This is a genomic window from Rothia mucilaginosa (assembly GCF_964211445.1).
Lineage (GTDB): Bacteria > Actinomycetota > Actinomycetes > Actinomycetales > Micrococcaceae > Rothia > Rothia mucilaginosa_E.
In genome coordinates this window covers 1-560 of record NZ_CAXOQT010000070.1, presented here as the reverse complement: position 1 = coordinate 560, position 560 = coordinate 1, and the positions used below count along the sequence as shown (strand labels likewise).

Annotated in this window: 1 pseudogene; it reads left to right on the top strand. The window is 60.0% G+C overall.

Annotated features, from left to right (window positions below):
* Positions 1–560: pseudogene (carB, locus tag AB8E48_RS08980) on the top strand (carbamoyl-phosphate synthase large subunit); the annotation flags it as partial.

Sequence of the window (560 nt, the reverse complement as noted above, 5' to 3'; positions counted from 1 at the left end):
GGAGACCCTGAAGCTGGCTAAGCGCCACGGCTTCTCTGACGCTCAGATTGCCGAGATTATCGGCTCCTCCGAGGACGTTGTGCGCGGTGTTCGCCACGCTCTGGGTATCCGCCCGGTCTTCAAGACTGTTGACACCTGTGCTGCCGAGTTTGAGGCGTTCACTCCGTACCACTACTCCTCCTACGACCTGGAGGATGAGGTCGCGCACCACGAGAAGCCCTCGATTATGATTCTGGGTTCGGGCCCGAACCGTATCGGTCAGGGTATCGAGTTCGACTACTCCTGTGTGCACGCTTCGCTGGTGCTGCGTTCGCTGGGTTACGAGACCGTCATGGTCAACTGCAACCCTGAGACTGTTTCGACCGACTACGATATTTCGACTCGCCTGTACTTCGAGCCGCTGACCCTTGAGGATGTGCTGGAGATTGTTGAGTCGGAGCGTCGTACCGGCGGTCTGATGGGCGTGTTCGTGCAGCTGGGCGGTCAGACTCCGCTGAAGCTGGCTCGTGCCCTGAAGGATGCGGGCGTGCCGATTCTGGGCACCACCCCCGAGGCTATTG